The organism is Bacillus sp. 105MF (assembly GCF_000374885.1).
In the GTDB taxonomy this organism is placed as follows: domain Bacteria; phylum Bacillota; class Bacilli; order Bacillales; family Bacillaceae_G; genus Bacillus_A; species Bacillus_A pseudomycoides.
Genome location: NZ_KB895584.1, coordinates 1 through 14,949, shown reverse-complemented (window position 1 = coordinate 14,949; position 14,949 = coordinate 1). Strand labels below are relative to the sequence as shown.

The 14,949-nt window shown below is 34.7% G+C and carries 18 protein-coding genes and 3 pseudogenes; 12 read left to right on the top strand and 9 right to left on the bottom strand.

Features of this window, described 5'->3' with window-relative positions; all coding sequences use genetic code 11:
- Positions 1-79: 79 nt before the first annotated feature.
- The 3 genes from C564_RS0122630 to yhaM are packed head-to-tail and all read left to right on the top strand — an operon-like array spanning position 80 to position 5,231.
- Complete coding sequence (locus tag C564_RS0122630; RefSeq protein ID WP_003195692.1) at positions 80-1,321, top strand: metallophosphoesterase family protein; 1,242 nt, start codon at positions 80-82, stop codon at positions 1,319-1,321.
- Positions 1,318-4,245: an ATP-binding protein gene (locus C564_RS0122625; protein WP_018766937.1), complete on the top strand. Its 2,928-nt coding sequence runs from the start codon at positions 1,318-1,320 to the stop codon at positions 4,243-4,245. Before C564_RS0122630 ends, C564_RS0122625 begins: the two co-directional genes overlap by 4 nt.
- Before the next feature lie 41 nt (positions 4,246-4,286).
- Positions 4,287-5,231 carry a 3'-5' exoribonuclease YhaM gene (yhaM, locus tag C564_RS0122620; protein ID WP_006093824.1) on the top strand — a complete coding sequence of 315 codons (945 nt, stop codon included), beginning with the start codon at positions 4,287-4,289 and terminating at the stop codon, positions 5,229-5,231.
- 321 nt (positions 5,232-5,552) lie between these two features.
- Here the strand turns inward: yhaM and C564_RS0122615 are convergent, their stop codons facing one another.
- Together C564_RS0122615 and C564_RS0122610 are read right to left on the bottom strand one after the other, a co-directional pair.
- Complete coding sequence (locus tag C564_RS0122615) at positions 5,553-6,047, bottom strand: hypothetical protein (protein WP_018766936.1); 495 nt, start codon at positions 6,045-6,047, stop codon at positions 5,553-5,555.
- 53 nt (positions 6,048-6,100) lie between these two features.
- Positions 6,101-6,520 (bottom strand): hypothetical protein, encoded by a 420-nt coding sequence (locus tag C564_RS0122610; RefSeq protein WP_018766935.1) that lies wholly within the window; start codon positions 6,518-6,520, stop codon positions 6,101-6,103.
- Positions 6,521-6,899: 379 nt separating this feature from the next.
- Here C564_RS0122610 and C564_RS0122605 point away from each other — a divergent pair, with 379 nt between their 5' ends.
- The 4 genes from C564_RS0122605 (at position 6,900) to C564_RS36895 (ending at position 8,748) form a co-directional block, all read left to right on the top strand.
- A complete protein-coding gene (locus C564_RS0122605; protein WP_231382347.1) occupies positions 6,900-7,121 on the top strand; it encodes a replication/maintenance protein RepL in 222 nt (73 codons plus the stop codon).
- Between the two features lie 6 nt (positions 7,122-7,127).
- The gene (locus C564_RS0122600; RefSeq protein WP_018766933.1) at positions 7,128-7,322 is read left to right on the top strand and encodes a hypothetical protein; all 195 of its coding nucleotides are present in this window, start codon (positions 7,128-7,130) and stop codon (positions 7,320-7,322) included.
- A gap of 182 nt (positions 7,323-7,504) precedes the next feature.
- Entirely contained in the window at positions 7,505-8,593 is a 1,089-nt protein-coding gene (locus tag C564_RS0122595; protein ID WP_018766932.1) for a response regulator aspartate phosphatase, read from the top strand.
- On the top strand, positions 8,593-8,748 hold the full coding sequence (locus tag C564_RS36895) for a hypothetical protein (RefSeq protein ID WP_176549048.1): 156 nt from the start codon (positions 8,593-8,595) through the stop codon (positions 8,746-8,748). Before C564_RS0122595 ends, C564_RS36895 begins: the two co-directional genes overlap by 1 nt.
- Before the next feature lie 67 nt (positions 8,749-8,815).
- Here C564_RS36895 and C564_RS37685 read toward each other — a convergent pair.
- From C564_RS37685 to C564_RS0122565, 6 genes and pseudogenes are all read right to left on the bottom strand, one after another.
- Positions 8,816-8,968: pseudogene (locus C564_RS37685) on the bottom strand (SMI1/KNR4 family protein); the annotation flags it as partial.
- Between the two features lie 19 nt (positions 8,969-8,987).
- Positions 8,988-9,440 carry a YrhA family protein gene (locus C564_RS0122585; protein WP_018766930.1) on the bottom strand — a complete coding sequence of 151 codons (453 nt, stop codon included), beginning with the start codon at positions 9,438-9,440 and terminating at the stop codon, positions 8,988-8,990.
- Positions 9,441-9,500: 60 nt separating this feature from the next.
- Positions 9,501-9,788, bottom strand: a complete 288-nt coding sequence (locus C564_RS0122580; RefSeq protein ID WP_018766929.1) for a hypothetical protein — start codon at positions 9,786-9,788, stop codon at positions 9,501-9,503.
- A gap of 92 nt (positions 9,789-9,880) precedes the next feature.
- Complete coding sequence (locus tag C564_RS0122575) at positions 9,881-10,225, bottom strand: hypothetical protein (RefSeq protein WP_018766928.1); 345 nt, start codon at positions 10,223-10,225, stop codon at positions 9,881-9,883.
- 206 nt (positions 10,226-10,431) lie between these two features.
- On the bottom strand, positions 10,432-10,647 hold the full coding sequence (locus C564_RS0122570; RefSeq protein WP_018766927.1) for a bacteriocin immunity protein: 216 nt from the start codon (positions 10,645-10,647) through the stop codon (positions 10,432-10,434).
- A 206-nt stretch (positions 10,648-10,853) separates the two neighbouring features.
- A complete protein-coding gene (locus C564_RS0122565) occupies positions 10,854-11,507 on the bottom strand; it encodes an SMI1/KNR4 family protein (protein ID WP_018766926.1) in 654 nt (217 codons plus the stop codon).
- Positions 11,508-11,632: 125 nt separating this feature from the next.
- Between C564_RS0122565 and C564_RS35225 the strand changes: the two are divergent.
- From C564_RS35225 to C564_RS0122550, 3 genes and pseudogenes are all read left to right on the top strand, one after another.
- A pseudogene (locus C564_RS35225) lies at positions 11,633-11,896 on the top strand (transposase); the annotation flags it as partial.
- 273 nt (positions 11,897-12,169) lie between these two features.
- A complete protein-coding gene (locus C564_RS0122555; RefSeq protein ID WP_018766924.1) occupies positions 12,170-13,264 on the top strand; it encodes a Rap family tetratricopeptide repeat protein in 1,095 nt (364 codons plus the stop codon).
- Complete coding sequence (locus tag C564_RS0122550; RefSeq protein ID WP_018766923.1) at positions 13,264-13,464, top strand: Phr family secreted Rap phosphatase inhibitor; 201 nt, start codon at positions 13,264-13,266, stop codon at positions 13,462-13,464. The genes C564_RS0122555 and C564_RS0122550 overlap by 1 nt, the downstream gene beginning before the upstream one ends.
- Positions 13,465-13,532: 68 nt before the next feature.
- Here the strand turns inward: C564_RS0122550 and C564_RS0122545 are convergent, their stop codons facing one another.
- Positions 13,533-13,820, bottom strand: a complete 288-nt coding sequence (locus C564_RS0122545; RefSeq protein WP_018766922.1) for a hypothetical protein — start codon at positions 13,818-13,820, stop codon at positions 13,533-13,535.
- 216 nt (positions 13,821-14,036) lie between these two features.
- On the opposite strand from C564_RS0122545, the pseudogene C564_RS33720 reads away from it, so the two are divergent.
- Positions 14,037-14,705: pseudogene (locus tag C564_RS33720) on the top strand (IS6 family transposase).
- A gap of 31 nt (positions 14,706-14,736) precedes the next feature.
- The coding region (locus C564_RS32480) for a transposase (protein ID WP_331273776.1) at positions 14,737-14,949 on the top strand (213 nt) is incomplete at its 3' end.

Below are 14,949 nucleotides of genomic sequence, written 5' to 3'. Positions count from 1 at the left end.
GAATATGCAAAGAAATATGTGACATTGCGTGGTAAAATAGAGTGAAACTTTTATAGGATAAAGAAAGGATCGTTTATTTGTGAAACAAGTAAAGTTTATACATGCGGCAGATTTGCATTTGGATAGTCCGTTTAAAGGGATGGAAATGAATGTGCCGTCATCTGTTTGGGAAAGAATGAAGCAAAGTACGTTTCAGTCGTTTGAGCGTATTATCGATAAAGCAATTCAAGAGCGCGTTGATTTTGTATTACTAGCAGGAGATTTATATGATGCGGAAACGAGAAGTCTTAGGGCGCAAGTGTTTGTGAGGGAGCAGATGAAGCGCCTTTCGCAGTATGAGATTCCGGTGTATATCATTCATGGTAACCACGATCATTTAGGGGGAAGCTGGGCAGCAATTGAGTTTCCTGAAAATGTTCATGTGTTTGCAGAGCCATATGTAGAAGAAAAGCCGTTTTATAAAGATGGTGAACTGCTTGCATCTATTTATGGGTTTAGTTATTTGCAGCAGGCTGTAACGGATAATATGACGGCGCAGTATGCAAAAATGAGCGATGCGCCTTTTCATATTGGCATGCTTCACGGGAGTGTGGAAGGCGATGCGGAACATAATCGCTATGCGCCGTTTCAAATTCGTGAGTTAAAAGAAAAGGGATTTGATTACTGGGCTCTTGGGCATATACATAAGCGAGAGATTTTAGCAGAGGAGCCGTATATCATTTATCCAGGCAATATACAAGGACGCCACCGGAAGGAAACAGGAGAGAAGGGGGCGTATCTTGTTGAGATAACAGAGCAGGGAACGGTGTGCTCATTTTTCGGTGCGGCGGATGTAGTTTGGGAAGAGACGGAAATTAGCATTGATGAACTGCAAACAGTTGATGACCTTATGACAGCTTGTACGGAAGTGATGAATGAATGGCGTCAGGAAGAGGAAGGAACTCTTTTGACAATTGTATTCATCGGACAAGGGCCATTGTCTCCTTATTTACGTGATGAAAAACGTGTGGAAGAGATTTTTCATATTTTAGCAGCGGGAGAAGAACGAAGAGATTTTGTGTATGTGATGAAGTGGAAGAATGAGACGGTTTCATTTGCAGAAATCCAGCGATTAAAAGAGGAGAATCATTTTGTTGGTAGTGTATTGCAAGAATTGGAATCATTTACGAATATGGATGCGGTGCTTAGGACGATTTGGACATCTCCAGTTGCGCGTAATGTGATTGAATCCTTTTCAGATGAGGAAAAAGCAGAGATTCAAAAGGAAGCGGAAAATATTATATTAGAGCAACTATTCCAGCAAGAGAGGGATAAAAAATGAAAATTGAAAAACTCCATATTTATGGTTATGGAAAATTAGAAAATGTGGAAATGGATCTTTCATTGCTGACGGTGTTGTACGGTGAAAATGAAGCAGGAAAATCAACGATTCGTTCGTTTATGAAGAGTATTTTGTTTGGGTTCCCAATGAGAGGACAAAGGCGTTATGAGCCGAAAGAAGGCGGGAAGTACGGCGGCAGGGTGACTGTTATGACTGAGCAGTATGGGAGACTCCAAATCGAGCGCTTGCCGAAAACGGCTGCTGGGGAAGTAACAGTATACTTTGAAGATGGAAAAACAGCTGGAGAAGAAGTGTTACAGACTGTGCTGAGCGGGATGAATGAGAGCCTGTTTGATTCTGTCTTTTCGTTTGATATGCACGGTCTTCAAAATATTCATCATATTGGAGAAGCTGAAATCGGAAATTATTTATTTTCGGCGAGTGCAGTTGGGAGCGATGCCCTGCTGCAGTTAGATAAAAAGTTAGAAAAAGAAATGGAGCAGCGTTTTAAGCCAAATGGTCGTAAGCCTGAGATCAATGCGTCACTTCAAGAAATAAAGAAGCTCCAAGAAAAGCTTGGGGCGTGGCAAGGAAAGATTGGTACGTATGAAAAGTTAATGGGGCAGTTAAAAGAAAATGAAGGGCGTCTTGCTCATATTCGGAATGAAAAAGAGATGGCAGAAAAGCGTAAGAAAGACTATGAAGTATTGGCTGCATTGCAACCTCTTGTGATTGAAAAACATGCATATGAAAAAGTGCTAGAAGAACAGAAGAATCCGTTTCCTGTTCGAGGAGTAGAACGTTTCGAAACGATAAAAGCAAAACTCGAGCCGCTCGGGGTGCAATTAGATTCCATCCAGAAAAGGATGGAAATGGTGCAAACGGAAGTGGATGGGGTAGAAGTACAAGAAGAGCTCTTGCAAAAGGCTAGCTATGTAGAAGAACTTCGTATGCAGCATATGTCATATGAAAATGCACGTCAAGAAATGCGTGATATTACAGTAAGTATTGGAAATATGAAAGAAGAGATAGAAGAGCTTGAGCAGCAAATTGGTGCTACTTTTGAGAAAGAAAGTGTGCTTTCATTTGATACAAGCCTTGCAGCGAAAGAAATGATAACGCAAACGGTGCAAAAGGCGAGAGCATTAGAGACGCGGAAAGAGCAGCTAGATGAGCGCTTTAAAGTAGTGCAAGAGCAACTAGAAGAACAGGAAGAGAATGTAGGGCACATCCGAAAGCAGATGTTAGCGGATGAAGAGCGACAGGCGCTTGTAGAAAAGGAAAGATCGTTTCAAGATACAGTTTTTATGGGTACTGGCGTGGAACGAATGAAGCGTAAATATGAAGAAAGAATGAAAATCGCGCAGGAAAAGAAAAAGCGCTGGCAGACGATTTGTTTCCTTTTGTTAGCTATTAATACAGTGATTTTGCTGACAAGTGTATTTTTAGATAACCGTGCGTTGTTATTTACGAGTGTTATCGTCTTTGTCCTAATTATACTTGCACTTGTTTTGTATAAAGATACTTCTTCCGATGGTTTACAAGAAGAACTGCTCTCGCTGCAGCAAAGTGCAGGCGGAAGACAAAATGAAGAGGCGCTATCCATTCGTTATCAATTAGAAAAAGATGAAGAAATTCGTAAATTATTTGAGCGAGAGTCTTATAAATTACAACAAATAGAACGAACCTATGATAAAGGTGTTTCTGCATATGAAGAATGGGAGCGAGATACGTTTCGTATGGGAGAGCAAGTCGATACATATAATGCGTGCTATTCTTTCCCGCACTTTTATACATATGCGCATATATTGCCAGCATTTGAACGCATTGAAAAGATGCAGCAGTTATATCGTGAGGTAGGAAAGCTGGCGGAGCGAAAAGGAATATTATATGAAATGATTTCGCAGTTTGAACATAAACTAGAAAACGTTATGGAAAATACAGATTTTGATCATCTTCATATGATCAGTAATCGTATTCAAAAGGAAAAAGAAAAGAAACAAAAGAGGGAGCAGCTTTTAGGGAAGCTAGCTGATTGGAAAGAAGAACAAGCACTATTACAGCATCAAGTAGAACAACTTACATTAGAAAGAGATGCGCTATGGAACGTGGCAGCAGCTACTGATGAAGAAATGTTTTTAGAAGCTGGCAAGAGGGCAGAAAAGCGTGAAGATGCAGAGAAGCAAGTAGAGCGGTTATCACCACAGATTGACATGTTAGAAAAACGTTTAACAAGCTTATCATTAGCGGAACACTATCAAGTGGAAGGGTATGAAGGAAAGCTGAAACAAGAAGCGCTCTATATACAAGACTTCCTTTCACAAGAGAAGGAGTTGACCGAGCGTATTGCGGAGCACCGCGTAGAGATTGCGAACTTAGAAGAAGGTAGTACGTACGGTGATTTACTCCATGAATGGGAAATGAAAAAGTCTCAAGTACGTGAGCAAGTGAAGAAGTGGGCGGCGTATGCAGCGGCAAAAACAGTGTTAACAAAAACAAAGCAATACTATCATGAAGTGCAGCTGCCGCGCATTTTACAAAAGGCCGAGGAGTATTTTGTATATTTAACAGGTGGTCAGTATAGTAAGATTTTTTCACCATCAGAAACAGAGCCGTTTATTGTAGAACGAAGTGATGGTATTCGTTTTTATAGCCATGAACTCAGTCAAGCGACAGCGGAACAGCTCTATTTATCATTGCGCTTTGCATTAGCGCGGACGTTTGAGCATGATTATCCATTTATTATTGATGACAGCTTTGTGCATTTTGATGTACTACGAACAAAACGAACAACCCAGCTAATAAAAGAAATTGCGAAGGATAGACAAGTGATTTTCTTTACATGTCATGCCCATCTATTATCATTCTTTGCGGAAAAACAGATTATAAAATTAACACGTGAGCATAAAGAAAATAAGGTATAATGTGCTATACTAAAAGTACTTAAGTTGGTGGAGGAATCAGGATGAAAAAGAAAATTGCAGAATATGAAGTTGGTGAACAAGTCGATATCTTCTTGTTAATTAAGACAGCGACAAAAGGTATCGCGAGTAATGGGAAACCATTTTTAACAGTAATCTTACAAGACCAAACTGGAGATATTGAAGCGAAGCTATGGGATGTATCACCAGAAGTTGAGAAACAATATGTAGCAGAAACGATTGTTAAGGTAGCTGGAGATATTCAAAACTATAAAGGGCGTATTCAACTTCGTGTGAAGCAAATTCGCGTTGCAAATGCGAATGAAGTGACAGATATCTCAGACTTTGTAGAAAAAGCACCAGTGAAAAAAGAAGATATGGTAGAAAAGATTACACAGTACATATTTGAAATGAGAAATCCGAACATTCAGCGTCTGACAAGACACTTATTGAATAAACATCAAAATGAATTTTTAGACTATCCAGCAGCGACGAAAAATCATCACGAGTTCGTATCAGGGCTTGCGTATCACGTTGTATCGATGCTTGATTTAGCGAAAGCCATTGCTACGCTATACCCATCTTTAGATAAAGATTTACTGTATGCAGGTGTTATTTTACATGACCTTGGTAAAGTAATTGAATTGTCTGGTCCAATTTCAACAACGTATACATTAGAAGGAAATCTACTTGGCCACATTTCCATCATGGTAAACGAAATTGGAAAAGCAGCAGATGAACTGAAAATCGAAGGAGAAGAAGTATTAATTCTTCAGCACATCGTCTTATCCCATCACGGGAAAGCGGAATGGGGTAGTCCAAAACCGCCATTAGTAAAAGAAGCAGAAATTCTGCATTACATTGATAATTTAGATGCGAAGATGAACATGATGGATCGTGCCCTTGGACGCACGAAGCCAGGTGAATACACAGAACGTGTCTTTGCGCTTGATAATCGTTCGTTTTATAAGCCTACTTTTCATAACTAAATAATACTTATGAGGCAAGTGATTTTAGCGTATAGCTGAGGTTACTTGCCTTTTTTATTTTTAAAAGTGGGGGTAGTAACACATATCCATCAACTTAAGAAATTGGTTGTTTCCCAAAACGAAAAAAGTGAGCTGAATTCTTATAAATAACTGTAGAAATATAAAATTTTCGTTTTGGGGATATTTCAAAATCTTAGCTTGATGAGTATGGGGCGTGGCCCTATCTTAAAAAATAAACCTTTTTTCCTACTTTTCATTATTTTTTTCTTCAGAAACAAAAAAAGCCTCTCAAATAAACCGAGAGCCCCTTTAAAATAAAAATCACTTTTGACACAAAACAATGATTTTATATGGCGTAGTTTGGGCTGGTATACTCATTGTTGCAAGACCATAAATAACTATTAAATTTCGATTCGCAAGATTCCCTGTAAAAAATTGGCCATTTGTTAATAAAATTTGAGTAGAAGGAGAAATATTTAATTTTAATTTTCCATCACTACTCTCTAACTGTTCATTAAAATTATCTACTTTTACATTTTGATAGGGTATATATTTCGCTATAACAATTGCTTGAAATTGTGGTGGGAAAATGAGAGGAACAGGGACGTTAGCATCGTAAAATCCAGTTACTTTATCTCCTACTACTACCGCTGCGTAGTCAATAAAATAAGTATTTGGTTTCACTACAAAATTTGTTAGAGTCCCATAACCATTATCTAAGGATATTAATTTAGTACATCCTATTTCTTCATTTGATCCTGTTACAAAATCGTTAATCATAGTTATTGTCCCATCAAATGATTGAAAGTTTTTCATTCTAATACCTCTTTTGTTTATATAATTAAACTTTTATCGTTACTCTATAATTTTTAAAAACATGTAAATGAATTAATCCTTCTTGTATCAATTCCAAAAATCACCCAAAACCTACCGTTCCATCTAAAACCAGTAACAGATCTTCGTCCTACAAAAATCGGATAATACCAAAACTGTTCACCATTCGTAAGCCATATATAGGTATTTCGAAATAAACAGAATGAAATTGCCCCTGGATCAACAGCAAATGGTGAAGCAGTTGATTGTTGAGGAATAAATGATGGAGGAGGAGATGTTGGAGCTTGTGAACTTTGCTGTCCTGGTGCACCCGGAAAACCTGGCATTCCCGGTATATCTGGTGCACCCGGAAAACTTGGCATTCCCGGTATACTTGGAATCTGAGGACCAGGGAATTGACGATCGAAGTATTGATTATAATTTATATAAGGAAAATATATTGACTCATTATACATTTAAAAATCACCTCTTTATTTTTAAAATCTCCTAAAGTATTAATATGTAATATTTTCCGTATAGGAAGCTTATTCACTTCTTATACGGAAAATATTTTAATAAAGCGGATATCAAACATAAATGTATTACCCTTTGTTTTTGGATGTGAGCGCAGTGGCTGAGGTGAAGCGAAGGGCTAGCCCCTTCTATTGTCATAAACATATAGAGTAAAAGGTATTTTATGAAAAGCCTCTTTGGTTATAGAAGAGAGTAAATTAAACAAAAAAGCAGGAAAATCCCAGTTATATCAATGGTTTTGGGGATTTTAGATACTTAACTTTTTTAATTAATTTGTTTTTTAGTGATGTCGAGGTTTTTGAGCCTACTATTGCAAAGTTAATGAGAAAGCTACAAGCAAACAACTTCATCAAGAAAAAGCAAAATAGCGTTCATATCGTAAATCCTAACATTATGATGAAAGGGAACGATACAAAACGACAAATATTATTAAGTTATTACGAAGAAGATAAAGCTTTAAATTCCATTGAGGTTTTAAGAGAAAAACAAAAAGCTATTCCAAAACAAAAAATAGCCAAGAATGAATCAAAAAATTGGAGATGAAAGATAATGATTGAGAGCGTTGAATTAAATATTTACCTAGATAATGACACAGTATCATTTAGTTTATCCCCTGTACAAACAAAGGTTGTATTTAAAGCATTAGGATTGCAATTTGATTCAAACACACAAACAGTAAGTGCATTTAGTAGCAACAGTTTACAAAAGCACATTCTTCCTAAAGTGAATTTTTCACCCAAATAAAAAGCATTACACCAATTGGTATAATGCTTTTTATTTATGAGGTAGGTTTTAATTGAGCCTTTACAGATGAATATTCTGACAATTATTTTTCAATCAGCTTAAAAGGGGGATTCTATATACAATTCGTGGAATTATGTTAACATTCAGTTTATTGTAGATGAAAATGAAGGGGATGAATTGTTGTGAGCACACATGTAGTAACGAAAGAACAAATGAAACATTCACTAGACACTTGGTATCAAGCAATGTTGCAACAACAAGTGGAAAAAGCGACACGATGTAAAGAAGAAATTGATAATAACCTGAATCAGGTAGAAGCAGATCAGGATGTATTATTGTATTATGCATTATTAAATTTCAGATACAATGTCCTGACTGACTGGGTTGCGGTTAAAGAAGATAGTTTTGATAGAGTAGAATCTTTTGAAATTCCGACAGAAGGGCTTCTAGCATATTATTATCATTTTTTTAAAGGCTTTCATTTGAGACTTATCACAAACTATACAGAAGCAAAAGAGCAGTTTGATCAAGCTGAAAAACTATTACAATACATTACAAATCCATTCGAAAAGGCTGAATTTAACTATAGGTTAGGAGAATTTTATTATCACTCATACCAACAAGTAAAAGCAATTGATTTCATTCAAAAAGCAAAAGAGGAATTTTCTAAGCAATCAGGATATGAAATCAATCTTGCATTATGTGAAAATATATACGGACTATGTTGTATTGATTTAAAACAATTTGAGTTAGCTGAAGAAACATTGAATGCTACATTAGATGTATTCCAAAAAACAAATCATGAAAAATATATACTCATGGTACGCAATAACTTAGGTTTACTGTATGCAAATCAAAATGTATCCGAATCCGCAATTCGTCACTTATCAGAAGTAACAAAGAAATCTCCAAATCATTTCCGAGCATTGTATTTAGAAGCTGATGAAAATTTGAAATTAAATCGTTCAGATATTGCTGAATCATTAATAGAAAAGGGATTGCATATTTGTAATCAATTTAAAAATCAGGAGTATCAATATCGTTTTATGATTTTAAAAGAAATGAATACTAATATAAATGCATTCGAAAAGGCTGTTTTAAAAGGAATTATGTACTTTGAAAAAGAAGAATTATTTGATTGTATTGAAGAGTATGCAGAGCGTTTAGCTGATAAATTCTACAATGAAAACAATCATGAAAAAGCAAGCAAATATTATCACATGAGTAAAGAAGCAAGAAAAAAACAAATAAAAAAAGGAGCATTAAAATGATGAAAAAAATTATCTTAACAGCAGTAGGTTTTGCATTTACGTTATCTATTACAGCTGGATTTAGTGATTTTAACAATGTGACTTTAAACAAAGGGGACACAGGAGGAGCACCTTCTAATAGCCACGCAGATTTCTCAGCACCAAAAGAAATTTAAGTAAATTTACAGCAAAAACAGAAGAACGTTTACCCTCACTAAAAGGCGTTCTTCTTTTATTTTTTTCTTCTTCATCTTCAAAGTCGCGTAAGCTAGAAAGCAATTCTTGAAAGGATGAACAGACGGGATAAATTGCTTTTTTCATATCTTCATCTTCGTGTTCCCCAAATACAATGGTTGATGACTGAGGAGTATTTCGGTAATCAAAATATAAAAAGTTTGATATTTATGCTTTACTTTCAATTAAGACGTATTTTTAATGCTTCCTCAAGCATGGTATTGAAATCATTATATATTTCCATCACTGTACCAGATGGTTTATCAAGTTCCACATATGTACCGTCAGATAAATTTTTACAAAACCAAGCAATATCTGAATCTCCAAAGAAAAGATACTCTTTTTGAAATTCATTTTCATACCAAATCTTATTCGTGTCTATAAGTCCACAGATTGGTTCCTCTCTTTCTGGTTCTAGTAAAGAAGGATCAACTCCATAAATCACTAGTCCATCAAAATCTAAACCATTTACAGTTTTAAGAAACTCTTCGTATTCAATCGGTAGATCAATATTGAAATTCTCTTTCACACGTTCTCTTAATCTCTGAACTTCAGTATCTGTTGCGGGTGTATTCATTTTACAGTTAAAGCTTTTCTCTATTTCTTCAATTTCTAAAATCAGATTTTTCCACATATGAAAACCTCTTTCTTTAATCTCCTTTAGGATAGAGTGTATCTTTTAATATGGATCAATTTATCTCCAACGCCATGCGATTATTGTATTTTCTATGTAAATAGCCGGTATATCGATTCCTAAGTATTTACCTTCATTTTCATCTAAAATAGACCAATTACTTTCTGCTAAAAATGCTGGATCTGCGCTGTCAAAATCAAATTCATTGTCTTCATCAACCATCCCGTGAAAATATTCATGAAAGGGCTTACTCTTTTCATTTAAGTGAATCGTCCCATACATCCACGGTGGATCTGCGGATACTTCTGTAATTTCACCTAATTCAATATCTTTAAAGTATAGTTTCATATGAACACCTACTTATCCGGGAGTTTTATGTAATCCTTTAGTATTTCTTCTTTAGTTCCATGCTTATTATCTATTTTTTATCCCTAGTCCAATTACTCCGGCACTATAGACTCATCACCGAACATCAAATCATCCAATTCTTCTATATCTTTTTCTATTCCTTTATTTCTTTCAATCAAATTCTTAATCATTTCTAATGAAATGATATAATTGCTTTGATAAAATCTTAATTCTGCTCCCATGTTTATTAACTTTTCAGCAGTACGTTGTAAAGAGGTTAAACCATCAGTATCGTAGCTTTCTTTTATCATTACTGGTTCTAGTGTTTCAATATTCTTTTTGATTTCACTAATTGACTGGGAAGTGACTTTTCTTAACAAAGGGATGTATTTATTAGTATTTTTATCAGTTACTATTATTAATTTCACAATAGCCATATTAACCTCTCCTATATTTAAAAAACTATTATATGATTAATAGATTTTCTTAGTTTATAGTTGGTGCAAAGATGAATGTTACTGGATCGCTACATAACTCTAAAAGACATGCATATTTTATCCCGCTATTTGTGGGTAGGAAGATTCCCGCCTCAAAATGCAGCGAAAACAAAGTAGGTAGGAGGGGGATAGGTAGCAAAATATTTTTAAAGCTGTATTGGTTTATATGCTAGTGCTATATCTACTATTTGTTCTGGAGTAAGTTCTTCATCATTCCAATATAGTAAATCACTTACTTCTGGATGTGGAACATTTCTTTCTACAACTTCTATCATTTCATCAATCTCTTTTTCAGTTCCTTCACATTCTACTAATTTACTTACTAGACTTATCAGTTCTTCTCTTGTTATTTTTTTAAACATATATTTCACTCCTTATTTATTAAAATGAAATCCCCTACTAAAAATTTCTTGATGTACCATTGGAGGAGATATTACTATTTTCTATCATAAACTTCTTCAATATATCTTGGCCATTTTTGACCTGTTTCCACTCTGGACTTCCGCAAGAACTTTAGCGATACTAGAGGCTAGTTGAAGTGTTGTATCATTCAAAATTACGTTTAATATTAATTGTTTATATCAGTAGGTACTGCATTTAGCACTACACCAACAGGTCCCAATTTTTCAATTAATTTTTTTGCCTTACCATATGGGAACTTCTTCACTAATGTAAAAGGAAGATTTTTCGAACCCTTTAATAAATCTCCTGTTGAAATATCAATTGCTAATATACTTTTTATTTTTACTAAGTCTTTTAATCCTTCATTAGGGGTTTCTACTAACACTATATTACACATATCAGGGAATCCCACTGCTATCTTCTGTATTTTTTCATTTAAGCACCCTGTATTTACCCATTCACTAAAATCTAAGATCATTACAGTAGCATGATTTGGATTCATATCACCAGAACCAATAATCAACATTTCTTTTACATCTGCACTTTGCAACATTAAAAAAACATTACCACTACCATCATCACCGATAGAAACATAACCACTTGCATATTCAGTTACTTCCCAAGTCTCATTTCGTTCTACAATATCCTCAGTACCATAAATCGTTAAACCTCCACCATTTGAAAAACCATTAGTATATCTCAATAAATCTTTATATGCATTAGGTAACTCCATTTTCATCAGATCTTCTAATTCTTGAATTTCAATATCATTTGCTGGGTTATTCTTTATTAAATCAGGAATTTTAGATAAATCGATCATTTTTTATAAAACCTCCTAACCTATCAAAATATTTATAAGCATCTGCTAATACCTTTTTTGCAGTTTTTTGATCAACCTCATGCCTCAATCATTTCTCTATAGCTTACATTAAATTCATAATGTATATCAGCATCTCTGTAGAAAATCAAAAACAACGACAAGAAGTACGAGAACGTTTAAGTACGGAAGAAGGTAAAACATTAGATAGAAAAAGAAAAATAGATGTAGAACCTGTATTTGGTCATATCAAATATAACCGCTTTTTCCAGAGATTCTCCTTACGAAGCCTTTCCAAAAACAGGGTGGAATGGGGGCTTATTTGTGTTGTCCATAATCTGCGGAAATGGGCAACAACAACGCAACAAAAAGAAAAAGAGCCACAATTATAGGAGGAAACCAACAGGATTTCTCTCCCATAAAACATTTTGTAATCCATATAAAGGTAAAAAAGAAAAGACTGTCTCCAAAACTGAGGGTTGATGCAGTCTTTGTGAAGGGAAATATAAAAGCCATCTCTTATAGGTGGCTTTCAATTGTGTCTGATAGAGGTAATATTCTGATAAGTGTTTCTCAAGTCGTTTATATATCGAAAGGGATATACAATTTGTGGAAATATGTTAATATTTAGATAATTTCAGTTAGAATGAGGGGGATGAATTTCTATGAGTGCACATGTAGTAACGAAAGAACAGATTAAGCATTCATTAGACGCTTGGTATCAGTCAATGCTGCAACAACAAGTAGAGAAAGCGACACGATTGAAAGAAGAGATTGATGAGAAGATTGTTAATGTCGAAGAAGATCAAAGCTTATTGTTATATTACGCCTTACTAGATTTTAGATATAAAGTGTTGACTGATAGTTTAAGTATTACAAAAAATAGTTTTGATGTAATCGAATCATATAACAAACCTTCTGATGAGATTCTTTCTTATTACTACCACTTTTTTAAGGCAATACATGCTACGTTAACAACGAATTATAATGATGCTAGTGAACATTATGAGAAGGCCGAAAAACTGTTGAAGCATGTGCCTGATGAGTTAGAACGTGCAGAATTCTATTATCGTATTTCTGCATTTTTTTACTATACGACGCAACCAATGAATACTATAAAATATGTAAACAAAGCTAAAGAAATTTTCTTAAAGCACACAGGATATGAAATGAGTATTGCATTATCGGAAAATCTTTTAGGATTAACTGCTATCCAAATAGGACAATACGAACAAGCTGAGGAATTCTTGAGTTCCGCAATAGATATTTTACAAAAACAAGATAATGAAACTTTGCTTTTGAGGGTGCGTCATAACTTGGGGTGGTTATATGCAAGTCAAAATCTTTCAGCATTGGCAATTCGTCATCTATCCGAGGTTACAACAAAAATGTCGACACACTTTAAAGCTATTTTTCTACAAGCTAGGGAACATCATAAACTAGGTGAAATAAATATTGCTGCCGAATTACTTATAAAAGGCTTAAATATTTGTACTGAATTGAATAATGAAGAATATATACATCACTTCACTATTTTAAAAGCACTAAATAATAATGTTTCAACAGAAGAATTAGAAAAGATTATTATTGAAGGAATTACCTATTTCGACAAAGAATCACTATATAATTACACTCAAGAATATACAGAAAAACTAGCAGTTAAGTTTTATAGTGAAAACAATCATGTAAAAGCAAGTGAGTATTTCCACACAGCATTACAGGCAAAAGAAAAAACGTTTGAGAAAGGGGCATTAAAATAATGTTTAAAAAAATTCGTGTTGTGGTAACAGGAATAGCGTTAGTTGGTATCGTATCTGTTGGTTTAAATAGTTCATTTTCACAACAAGCTAATCACGGGGATGTACCAGCGCCGCAAAGACCTGACTTAGCATACAATGTTGGAAACGGCGGAGCACCTTCTAATTTTTATGGAGACTACCCAGCACCAAAAGAAATTTAAGTAAATTTACAGCAAAAAAAGAAGAACGTTTACCCTCACTAAAAGGCGTTCTTCTTTTATTTTGCGCTTTATCTCCAGCGCCATGCGATCGTTGAATCTTCTATGTAAATAGCCGGTATATCGATTCCTAAATATTTACCTTCATTTTCATCTAAAATAGACCAATTACTTTCTGCTAAAAATTCTGGATCTGCGCTGTCAAAATCAAATTCATTGTCTTCATCAACCATCCCGTGAAAATATTCATGAAAGGGCTTATTATTTTCATTTAAGTGAATCGTCCCATACATCCACGGTGTATCTGCGGATACTTCAGTAATTTTACCTAATTTAATATCCTTAAAGTATAGTTTCATATGAACACCTACTTATCCGGGAGTTTTATGTAATCCTTTAGTATTTCTTCTTTAGTTCCATACTTGTTATCTAATTTATTATTAATCTGTACCCTCTTCCTTATAGTTCAACGCAATTTCTGGTTCTGGTGCAGAAAATTTAAAATGACTGAAAATAGTCTTTCAAACTTGGACATACTGATACTATTATTACTCTATAAAAGGTGTGTGATCAGTATGGAAAAGGAAAATTTATTTAAATGGAAACATTATCAACCTGACATTATTTTATTAACGGTTAGATGGTATCTACGGTACAATTTAAGCTTTCGTGATTTGGTGGAAATGATGGAGGAACGAGGGCTATCTTTGGCTCATACAACCATTATGCGGTGGGTACATCAATATGGGCTTGAATTAAATGAGCGAATTTGAAAACATTTGAAACAAACAAATGATTCCTGGAGAGTGGATGAAACATATGTAAAAGTGAAAGGCCAATGGATGTATTTGTACCGAGCTGTAGGTTCCGAAGGAAACACCATTGATCTTTATCTGAGTCAAACAAGACATCACACGGATGCAAAGTATTTTTTCAAGAAGGATTTGCGGTCTTTTCATGTTTCCAAACCCCGTGTGATAACAGTTGATAAGAATCCTGCTTATCCGGTCGCTATAGCACAGTTGAAGAAAGAAAAAAAGATGCCAGTCAGCAACCAAACCAGGAAGATAAAATATCTGAATAACATGGTGGAACAAGACCATCGTTTTATTAAGAAAAGAATACGCTCTATGTTGGGATTCAAGTCATTTAAAACAGCAACCTCTATATTTAGTGGCGTTGAAGCCATGCATATGATAAAAAAGGGACAGATTGATTTAGAAAACATGATATTATCCCCTTAAGGTAGACAGTGTAAAAAGACCATGAATAAACATGGATGTTACACTTTTACTTGGAGGGGATTTTATTATGGTTAAAAAAGGGGATAAATTTCAAACTTATTCAGATGAATTAAAGATACAAGTTGTAAAAAGTTATTTAAATGGTGAAGGTAGCCAAACAGCTATAGCTAAGAAATATAAGCTGAAAAGTAGAACACAGTTAATGAATTGGGTCCGGAGATATCAAGAAACAGGCGATATTTCA